This window comes from uncultured Abiotrophia sp. (assembly GCF_963520105.1).
In the GTDB taxonomy this organism is placed as follows: Bacteria; Bacillota; Bacilli; order Lactobacillales; family Aerococcaceae; genus Abiotrophia.
This window is the reverse complement of the sequence record NZ_CAUQPN010000003.1, coordinates 193,302-202,818: the sequence shown is the minus strand read 5'-3', so window position 1 is coordinate 202,818 and position 9,517 is coordinate 193,302. Positions and strand designations below refer to the sequence as shown.

9 protein-coding genes are annotated in these 9,517 nt (G+C 48.1%); all 9 read left to right on the top strand.

The features are described from left to right. Window positions 1–162 precede the first annotated feature (162 nt). The 9 genes from RWO08_RS05250 to RWO08_RS05210 all read left to right on the top strand — a co-directional run bounded on the left by RWO08_RS05250 (window position 163) and on the right by RWO08_RS05210 (window position 9,458). Window positions 163–798 carry a hypothetical protein gene (locus RWO08_RS05250; RefSeq protein ID WP_314211415.1) on the top strand — a complete coding sequence of 212 codons (636 nt, stop codon included), beginning with the start codon at window positions 163–165 and terminating at the stop codon, window positions 796–798. A 76-nt stretch (window positions 799–874) separates the two neighbouring features. After that, window positions 875–1,540, top strand: coding sequence for a CpXC domain-containing protein (locus RWO08_RS05245; RefSeq protein ID WP_070756109.1), 666 nt, complete (start codon window positions 875–877; stop codon window positions 1,538–1,540). 74 nt (window positions 1,541–1,614) lie between these two features. Further along, window positions 1,615–2,250 carry a PepSY domain-containing protein gene (locus RWO08_RS05240; RefSeq protein WP_314211414.1) on the top strand — a complete coding sequence of 212 codons (636 nt, stop codon included), beginning with the start codon at window positions 1,615–1,617 and terminating at the stop codon, window positions 2,248–2,250. Window positions 2,251–2,354: 104 nt separating this feature from the next. Next, complete coding sequence (locus RWO08_RS05235) at window positions 2,355–2,501, top strand: hypothetical protein (RefSeq protein WP_314211413.1); 147 nt, start codon at window positions 2,355–2,357, stop codon at window positions 2,499–2,501. A gap of 174 nt (window positions 2,502–2,675) precedes the next feature. Next, window positions 2,676–4,412 (top strand): glycoside hydrolase family 13 protein, encoded by a 1,737-nt coding sequence (locus tag RWO08_RS05230; protein ID WP_314211412.1) that lies wholly within the window; start codon window positions 2,676–2,678, stop codon window positions 4,410–4,412. After that, complete coding sequence (locus RWO08_RS05225) at window positions 4,412–5,707, top strand: alpha-amylase family glycosyl hydrolase (protein ID WP_314211411.1); 1,296 nt, start codon at window positions 4,412–4,414, stop codon at window positions 5,705–5,707. The genes RWO08_RS05230 and RWO08_RS05225 overlap by 1 nt, the downstream gene beginning before the upstream one ends. Before the next feature lie 234 nt (window positions 5,708–5,941). Beyond that, window positions 5,942–7,192 carry an extracellular solute-binding protein gene (locus RWO08_RS05220; RefSeq protein ID WP_314211410.1) on the top strand — a complete coding sequence of 417 codons (1,251 nt, stop codon included), beginning with the start codon at window positions 5,942–5,944 and terminating at the stop codon, window positions 7,190–7,192. Between the two features lie 104 nt (window positions 7,193–7,296). Further along, window positions 7,297–8,604 (top strand): sugar ABC transporter permease, encoded by a 1,308-nt coding sequence (locus RWO08_RS05215; protein ID WP_291432086.1) that lies wholly within the window; start codon window positions 7,297–7,299, stop codon window positions 8,602–8,604. A 2-nt stretch (window positions 8,605–8,606) separates the two neighbouring features. Continuing rightward, complete coding sequence (locus RWO08_RS05210; protein ID WP_023391854.1) at window positions 8,607–9,458, top strand: sugar ABC transporter permease; 852 nt, start codon at window positions 8,607–8,609, stop codon at window positions 9,456–9,458. Window positions 9,459–9,517 lie beyond the last annotated feature (59 nt).

The window sequence follows — 9,517 nt, the reverse complement described above, 5'->3', positions numbered from 1 at the left end:
CTGGTGACAGCCTAACAAGAGCTTGGGATTAAATCCCAAGCTCTTGTTTTTGTCATTCATTAAAAATTCATAGTTTATTCTTGCTAAACTCCTTCCGTTTGGCGGATTTTATGATAGAATAAGAGAGTAAAGTAGTAGCATTGTCGAAAAGGGGGAAGTACGATGCGGAAGAAGCAATCAATAGCGCGTCGTGGCTGGGCCATGTTAGGCCTGCTAGCTCTATTCCTATTGGGAATGGGGCAGCCAGTCTATGCCAAACCAGACTGGTCCGAGAGTGCTCCCTATATCCATTTCGTCAATTACCACTATGTGGGCAATGGGGTAGAGGGTGGCGCCCGGGATGTCATTATGGAATATTCGCCAGATGCTAACGGGATTTTCCAAATCTCTGTCTTGGAAGGGACCAGCTCTAACTGTTATATCTACCAGATTAGACAGGACGGTCTCTACGAGCTTGCGCACTTTGACACCTATAGCGATGTGGAAGACAAGCGGACCACAGACGCGGCCAAGGACGACAAGCAGGCTTTGATTCTGCCAGCGGATTTGACGGTGGGCAAGGTCTACTATACCGGCTATGATAAGTCGGTTAAGAACACAGTGGTGGCTAATCCTATGACCTATGTCATCAATGGCAAGCGTTACGAGAACACCGTCAAGGTATCGCGTGAATTGCCAAATGGCACTATCTATCTCTACTATGCACCAAAAGCAGGCCTCATTGCAGTCGAAGATCAGGCAGGCAACCCTGAGTTTGTTCTGACTGAAACCTACGGCAATGTCGCCAATACCCGTTAAGTCAACTTCAAGATTCAGTTGCTCGCAACTGAATCTTTTGGTATATATAGGAAGTAAAAATTAAAGGAGTGACCTTATGACCCGACACCATACCTATCCCATGATTTGTCCTAACTGTAACCATACGCAAGATTTCCTAGCTTATGACAGCATCAATATTAGTGCCAACCCTGAACTCAAGCCCCTGGTCATGTCGACTGATCTCTTGAGTTTCCACTGCGAGAATTGTGGCTATGACACCTTCGTCAACTATGGCTATCTCTACCATGACCCTAAGCGTGTCTTCATGGTCTACTATGAACCTCAGCCTGAAAAGCATGTCCAGATTGCCCACGACTTACGGACCATTTATTTCCGGGAGGAAGGTTATGTCCAACGCAAGGCGGGCTATCGTTTCCGCATTGTGCCGGAATTGCGTGATTTGTGGGAGAAGATTTTTATTTTCGAGGCGGGCCTGGATGATCGGGTGATTGAGCTCTTGAAATACTACCTTCAGGCCACCTTCTTGGAGCAGTATCCGACTGCCCAGGTGGAGCGGGTGCAGTTCTATGTGGATGGGGAGACAGGGCAGAAGCAATTCATTCTCATGCATGAGGATGACATTGTAGCCTTTATTGCCTTTGATCGGGACCACTACGATTTGATCTTAGAGCGCTGGGGTGACCGCATGACCCAGCATGAGTCCAACCTACAACTCATGGTCAATGCCGAGTGGGTTGAGAAGTTAGTTTCGGAAGAATAATAGGTTTATAGGTTGACATTCTACAATTGTCGTGCTATCATATAGACAAGTTAAAAGTATAGGAGGTCTTTACTATGATACTGAAGAAAAAATTGACAATAGCCTTGGTGGCCCTCTCCCTAACTGCTAGCTTAGCACCGACCGTATTGGCTCAATCCTCAAGCTCTAGCTCAGATTCTAGCTCAACAGCAGCCAATGCTAGCAGCAATGAGACCACTAAGCAAAATGCAACGACTTATGAGCAAGTCACTAAGACCGCAGAAGAATTCATCAAATTCTACCGTGAGGCACATCCTAAGCAAGATTTAACCACTGTTGAATTGAAGTATGATGATGACTTGAAGTTCTATGTGGTAGAATTCGAAGCAGTCGATGACGAAAATGAATACGAACTCAAGATTAATGCTGGCACAGGCGCAGAAGTTGCTAAGTCTGAACAAAGCTTGGTTAAGGCTAAACAAGGGGGCGTAGAACGTCGCGAGGAAGGTCTTAACTTAGAGAAGATGAAGGAATTCAAGGACATCAAAGCTGCTGCCGAAGCAGGGGCCGATGTGAAGGACTTGAAATTAGATCATTGGGACTTAGACCGTGATGGGGAAGCAACCGTATGGACCCTGACCTACAAGAACGGTGACGTCGACGTTGAAGTCAAGGTAGATGCCCAATCTGGCCAAGTAGTTGCCGTAGACGACGACCGCAAGGACGACTAATTTAATAGCATGAGCAAGCAGGGACGTGGTCCCTGCTTTTTCTTTTTAGAGGACTTGTTTGGGGCAGGTATTTATGGTAGATTTGCCATAAAGGAGTGAAGGCCATGCAGCGACAAGATGACTTACTTAAGGAGAGCTCTCCTATCCAAGTTGCCTTGGATGAGGCTGATCGAGTAGCCGTCCAATCGGACACTCGACTAGACCATGAGCAAGTCTTTGCCGAGATTCGTGCACGAATTGACGCTAACTAGGCTCAAGCCATGCTATAGGCCCTAGCAAGGGCCTTTTTTCTTTGGCAAAAGAGGGATGCTAGTAGTCTAAAATCCCCCCTTAGGACTAGCTCGACTTGATACCGGTAACCGCTTTCCTTATTCTTGTAATAGGGATGGAATTCTGCTAGCATGAGAGTGACAAGGAGTGACTTTATGGAATTAAGCAGTATTTATCATCGACCTGAGTCGGAGTTTGCCTATCTCTACGACCAGGAAAACATTCACCTGCGTTTGCGCAGTAAAAGAGGCGACCTAAGCAAGGTGCGAGTGGTTTTTCAGGATCCCTTCCTGACTGATCAGGAAGAGGCCCAAATGACTCGAGTGGCTCAGACTTCCATCTTTGATTTCTGGCAAGTCCAAGTGACGGTGCCTTATCGTCGTCTCATGTATTACTTTGTCTTGGAAGACAGCCAGGGTCAGATCATGGCCTACGGCGATGATGGCTTCCATGAAATGGGGTCTGACCAGGACATTAAATTTGATTCCTTCTTCCGTCTGCCTTATCTGCATGAGAGCGAGCGGGCCAAGGTGCCGGAATGGGTCAAGTCTACTGTCTGGTATCAAATCTTCCCGGAACGCTTCAAGAATGGCCGACCTGAACTCAGTCCTGAGCAGACCCAGCCTTGGGATGCTAAGATTAGGCCGACCTCTGAGGATTTCTTCGGCGGTGACTTAGAGGGGATTATTCAGGAACTGGATTATCTGGCAGACTTGGGCATTACGGGCCTCTATCTCTGTCCTATCTTTGAGGCGCCGACCAACCACAAGTATGACACCATCGACTATCTCAGCGTAGATCCACACTTTGGCGATAAGGAAACCTTCAAACGCCTGGTCCAAGGCTGCCATGCTCGTGGCATTCGGGTCATGTTAGACGCCGTCTTCAACCATATCGGAGCCCACTCCAAGCAATGGCAGGATGTCAGGGAGCGAGGGGCGGATTCGCCTTACACAGACTGGTTTCACATCCACAAGTATCCAGTCGTGGAGCCATTGACGCCAGGGGCGGTCCACCGGGCTCAGGGCTTGAGCTATGAGATGTTTGCCTTTGAAGGCCGTATGCCTAAGCTCAATACCCAGAACCCAGAAGTGCAGCGTTACCTCTTAGACATTGCCAGCTATTGGATTCGCGAGTTCGACATTGATGGTTGGCGTTTGGATGTAGCTAATGAAATTGACCATGACTTCTGGCGGGCCTTTGCCCAGCAAGTTCGAAGCATCAAGCCGGATCTCTATATTCTGGGCGAAATCTGGCACAACTCCCAACCTTGGTTGGCGGGCGACCAATTTGATGCGGTTATGAACTACTTGGGCACCACCCAGACTACCCGATATTTCCTAGAACATCGCGGCTCTTCCCAGAAATTAGTGGACGCGGTCTTGAGCCAGCAAATGCTCTACCGTCGTCAGCACAATGAGGTCATGTTCAACCTCTTGGATTCCCATGATACCTGGCGCATTCTCAGCCTAGCCAAGGGCAATAAGAACCGGGTCAAGGCGGCCCTGGCCTTCAACTTCTTGCAGTTGGGCAGTCCCTGCCTCTACTATGGGACCGAGTATGGCTTAGATGGCGACCATGATCCAGGCTGCCGCAAGGTCATGCCATGGGATCCGGCTCAGCAGGACCAAGACATGTATGCTTTTGTTAAGGCTCTGATTGCCTTACGTCACCGCTACAATGATTGGATTATTCAAGGACAAATTGACTATGAGGCCCTGGACAATGGGGTCAAGATTAGCCTGACCCACCAGGGCTCACGTTTGGTGGCCTATTTCAACCATGAGGGAAGTCTAAAAATCGACCAGCCGGCTAAGCTCTGTCTGGCTAATGGTTACTATGACAACTGTCTGGGACCTGATGGTCTCATCATCTATGAGGAGGAAGTATAATGGCACTTGATACAGCTTATGATTTACGTCGCAGCATCATTTACTGCGTCTATGTTCGCAACTTCAGCCAGGAAGGGACCTTTGCGGGGGTGATTCCCCAACTGGACCGGCTGAAGGCCCTAGGTGTAGACTATATTTGGCTAATGCCCATTCATCCGCTGGGGGTGGATAAGCGCAAGGGCAAGCTAGGCTCGCCTTATGCCATTCAAGACTATCGGGCGGTCAACCCCGAGTACGGAACTTTGACTGACTTCGAGGCCCTCTGCCAGGCCATCCATGAGCGGGGCATGAAGGTTATGATTGACGTGGTCTATAACCACACATCACCTGACTCTGTCTTGGTCAAGACTCATCCCGAATGGTTCTACTATAAGTCTGATGGCAAACGTGGTAACCGGGTAGGGGAGTGGACGGACATTGTGGACTTGGACTACCAAGACCGTGGCCTCTGGGACTACCAAATTGAAAGTCTCCAATACTGGGCCCATTACGTGGACGGCTACCGTTGCGATGTAGCTTCCATGGTGCCCGTTGACTTTTGGCGGGAAGCCCGCAAGGCCGTGGCTCAGGTCAAGGAGGACTTCGTCTGGTTGGCTGAGTCTGTCCATGCGGAATTCGTTAAGTCTCTGCGCCAGGAAGGGGTAGAGGCGGCTAGCGATAGCCAACTCTATGAGGCCTTTGACCTGACTTATGATTATGACATTTGGACCGCCTATGAGCGCTATGTCCGCGGGGAAATCCCTCTGGACTGGTATTTGGAGCGCCTGTCCCTACAGGATATGATTTATCCTGACAACTATGTCAAGTTACGCAACCTAGAGAACCATGACCAGCCACGCTTTGCCAGTGTCATGCCACAAGGTGCTTCCTTGCGCCACTGGTTGACCTTTAGCTTGATGCAGCGGGGGACCAGTCTGATCCATAACGGTCAGGAAACTGGCGCCAGACATCTGCCTAATCTCTTCGACCGGGATCCCATTGACTGGCAAGGGGGGCAGGAAGACTTAAGCGACTGCCTCAGTCGCCTGATTGAGATCAAGAAGTCGGCCCTGCCAGTCCAAGGGGCTTATGACCTAGCAGGGGATAGCGACCTAGACCTAGTGCAAATCGCCTACAAGCGACCGGGCTCTCAAGACCTAGCCTTGCTGGCGGTGGTATCGCTCAAGGGCAAGTCAGGCGACCTAGCGGTGGACCTGCCAGACGGAGACTATGTCAATGCCTTGACTGCAAGTCCTGTGACCGTCCAGGAAGGCAAGTTGACCGTGGCTGATGATCCGATTGTGATTATCTTATAATAGAAAAGAGCCAAGCGAGAATGGACTTGCTTGGCTCTTTATTTAGTGGAATTAAGGCATCAAATTAGCCATAAACTAGGAGCCTTTACAAGCTAAGACTGGTCATATTTTCATGATACAAGATGTTATCGGTAACACCAAACTTTAACTTGAAAGCCGTTTCGTTTTATTGCATAATAAACTTGTAACGTTTGACGAAAGCGTCAACATACTATCTTTAAGGAGGATTTCGTAATGAAATTTAACTGGAAAAAACTTGCAATCGGGACCATGTCTGCAGCTATGGCTTTAGCAGCATTCCCATTCGGCGCAGTGAAAGTTGCGACTGCCCAAGAAGCTAAATTGGTGATCTCTGGTGGGGGCTTAACTGACTACCTCAAAGCAAACATCAAAGACTTCGAAGAGAAAAACAACGTGAAGGTTGAAATCTCTGACAACACTGACATGTTCGGTATGTTAGATGCTTTAGCTTTAGACGGCCCTGCTGGGAACGGTGCAGACGTTTATGTCGCACCTAACGACCGTGTAGGTGCTTTAGCAAAAGCTGGTCACTTATCAGAAGTGAAATTATTAGACGACGCTAAGTACGATGACAAAGACAAACAAGGTGTATCCATCGACGGTAAAGTATACGGTGCACCATCTGTTATCGAAACCATCATCATGTACTACAACAAAGACTTATTGAAAGAAGCACCAAAATCTTTCGATGACTTAATGGCTTTATCTAAAGACGACAAGTACAAGTTCGCAGGTGAAGAAGGTAAGAACGTTGCCTTCCTCGGTCAATTGACTAACTTCTACTTCAGCTACGGTATCTTAGCTGGTTACGGCGGTTATGTATTCGGCCAAAACGGTACAGATCCTAAAGACATTGGTTTGAACAACGACAAGTCTGTTGAAGCCATCAACTACATCAGCGACTGGTACAAGAATGTATGGCCAAAAGGGATGTTAGACGTTAAGTCTTCTTACGACTTCATGAAACAATCCTTCATCGAAGGTAAGACTGCTGCTATCATCACTGGTCCTTGGGAAGCTAAAGCTTTGAAAGATGCTAAAGTTAACTTAGGTGCTGCTAAATTACCTTCATTACCTGGCGGTAACGAGTACAAACCATTTGCCGGCGGTAAAGCATGGGTTATCTCAGAATACTCAGAAAACAAAGAATTGGCTCAAAAATTCTTAGACTGGGCATCTTCTGAAGAACAACAAAACAAATTGTACAAAGGCTTCGGCGAAGTTCCTGCTAACCACGTAGCACGTGAAGCAGCAGCTAAAGACAATAACGAAATTACTAAAGCGGTAATCGACACCTTCGCTAACGCAGTTCCAATGCCAAACATCCCACAAATGGCTGAAGTATGGCCAGGTGCTGAAAACTTAATCTTCGACGCAGCTTCAGGTAACAAGTCTGCTAAAGAAGCAGCTGACGCAGCGGTAGAATTGATCAAACAAGCGATCGAACAAAAACACGGCGAATAAGCTGATAACTAACCACTCAAGCTGAATGATCTGGTAGCCTTCGGCTACCAGGTCTTTTTGCAAGAGGAGAGCAACTATTAGTATATTGAAATGGAGGTATTATTATGGCAGACACGGTTGCACCGCGTCAAGATGAGCGTAAAGCCATGAGCCTGTCTCTGATTCCAGGTCTGGGACAATTCTATAATGGCCAAGCCCTCAAAGGGATTATTTTCCTGGCTTTGACTGCACTCTTTATCTTTGAAATGTTTACCTTCGGTTATGACGCCCTCGTAGGCTTTGTGACCTTGGGTTCCGTTCCTAAGCAAGACCACTCCCTCTTCCTCTTAATTCGTGGGAGCTTGCAAATCATCATTACCATTATCTTCTTGGCCTTCTATGGGGCTAACATCTTAGACGCACGTTCCATCGCTCGTAAAATCAACAAGGGCGAGAAAATCTCTAAGACCTTGAAGGAAATGATTCACAACATCTATGCGGATGGTTTCCCTTATCTCTTAATTATTCCATCTTATATCTTTATGGCCTTTGCCATTGTCTTCCCAGTATTGGTGACGGTATGTACAGCCTTTATTAACTATGACTTCAAACACACGCCACCTGCTAAACTCTTAGACTGGGTAGGGATTGAGAACTTCTGGAACATCTTTAACCTCTCAACCTTCCGTGATGCCTTCATGGCGGTCTTCACTTGGACCCTGATTTGGACCATCTGTGCGACCACCTTACAAATCGTCATTGGGGTCTTCACTGCCATTGTGGCTCACCAACCCTTTATCAAGGGCAAACGTATCTTCGGGGTTATCTTCCTCTTACCTTGGGCGGTACCAGCCTTCATTACCATCATGACCTTCTCTAACATGTTCAATGACTCCATCGGGGCCATTAACACGCAGGTTATTCCATTCTTGAACCACTTGATTCCATTTGTGGATCTGCCAACCCTGGCTTGGAAGACCGATCCAAACTGGACCAAGGTAGCCATTATCATGATTCAAGCTTGGTTAGGTTTCCCTTATGTCTATGTCATGACCACTTCTATCCTGCAATCTATTCCTGAAACCCTCTATGAGGCAGCGAAGATTGACGGGGCAGGGGCTGTCAAACGCTTCACCGCCATTACCTTACCGGTTATCCTGTCGGTGGCAGCACCAATCTTCATGACCCAATACACCTTCAACTTCAACAACTTCACCATGATCTACCTCTTCAACGATGGGGGTCCGGGTTCTGTTGGGGGCGGTGCCGGGTCAACCGACATCTTGATTTCTTGGATCTATAAGATTACCACCGGCCAATCACCACAGTTCTCCATTGCGGCGGCCTTGACCTTGATCATCTCCTTGATCATCATCTCGGTATCCTTATTCGTCTTCAAGAAGACCAACGCCTTTAACATTGAGGAGGCCTAATCATGAAAAATTTGACTAAATCAGCGAAATTTTCCCGTTATGTAGGCCAATTCCTGACCTACTTCTACATGGTTGTTCTCTCCATCATCATCATTTACCCGCTCTTAATTACCGTGAGTTCGGCCTTTAAGGCAGGGAACGTGACCGCCTTCTCCCTAGACTTGGGGATGCAATGGTCCTTGGACAACTTCACCCGTCTCTTCAACGAGACCAAGTACCTATCTTGGTACCGTAACACCTTGTTCGTCGCAACGACTACCATGGTGGTGCAAGTCTTCGTTGTCACCTTGGCAGGTTATGCTTACAGCCGTTACAACTTCATGGGTCGTAAGAAATCCTTGCTCTTCTTCTTAATCGTGCAAATGGTGCCAACCATGGCTGCCTTGACTGCCTTCTACGTTATGGCTGTCTTGCTCAACGCCCTCAACCAATTCTGGTTCCTCTCTCTGATCTATATCGGTGGTGGGATTCCAATGAACACCTGGTTGATGAAGGGTTACTTCGATACCGTGCCTTACGACTTGGATGAATCTGCTAACCTTGACGGGGCAGGCCACTTCCGGATCTTCTGGCAAATCGTCTTGCCATTGGTTCGCCCAATGATCGCCGTGCAAGCCCTCTGGGCCTTCATGGGACCATTCGGGGACTACCTCTTGGCTAAGTTCTTGCTGCGTAAGGAAGAGTCTTATACTGTCGCAGCCGGTCTGCAAACTCTGATTGCGGACCAACGTAACCAACGGGTTGCGCTCTTCGCGGCCGGTGCTATCTTAATCGCCGTGCCAATCTCAGCCCTCTTCTTCATGTTACAGAAGAACTTCGTGACCGGTTTGGTCAACGGGGGGACCAAGGGCTAACATTAGCACTTTACGGGGCAGGAAGCTTTTCCTGTCCTTTTTGTTTAGAGGGGGAATTC

Bases quoted from the DNA above. Each gene is read 5' to 3' on its own strand.
- RWO08_RS05250 (WP_314211415.1), top strand. From the start codon at position 163: ATGCGGAAGAAGCAATCAATAGCGCGTCGTGGCTGGGCCATGTTAGGC.
- RWO08_RS05245 (WP_070756109.1), top strand. From the start codon at position 875: ATGACCCGACACCATACCTATCCCATGATTTGTCCTAACTGTAACCAT.
- RWO08_RS05240 (WP_314211414.1), top strand. From the start codon at position 1,615: ATGATACTGAAGAAAAAATTGACAATAGCCTTGGTGGCCCTCTCCCTA.
- RWO08_RS05235 (WP_314211413.1), top strand. From the start codon at position 2,355: ATGCAGCGACAAGATGACTTACTTAAGGAGAGCTCTCCTATCCAAGTT.
- RWO08_RS05230 (WP_314211412.1), top strand. From the start codon at position 2,676: ATGGAATTAAGCAGTATTTATCATCGACCTGAGTCGGAGTTTGCCTAT.
- RWO08_RS05225 (WP_314211411.1), top strand. From the start codon at position 4,412: ATGGCACTTGATACAGCTTATGATTTACGTCGCAGCATCATTTACTGC.
- RWO08_RS05220 (WP_314211410.1), top strand. From the start codon at position 5,942: ATGAAATTTAACTGGAAAAAACTTGCAATCGGGACCATGTCTGCAGCT.
- RWO08_RS05215 (WP_291432086.1), top strand. From the start codon at position 7,297: ATGGCAGACACGGTTGCACCGCGTCAAGATGAGCGTAAAGCCATGAGC.
- RWO08_RS05210 (WP_023391854.1), top strand. From the start codon at position 8,607: ATGAAAAATTTGACTAAATCAGCGAAATTTTCCCGTTATGTAGGCCAA.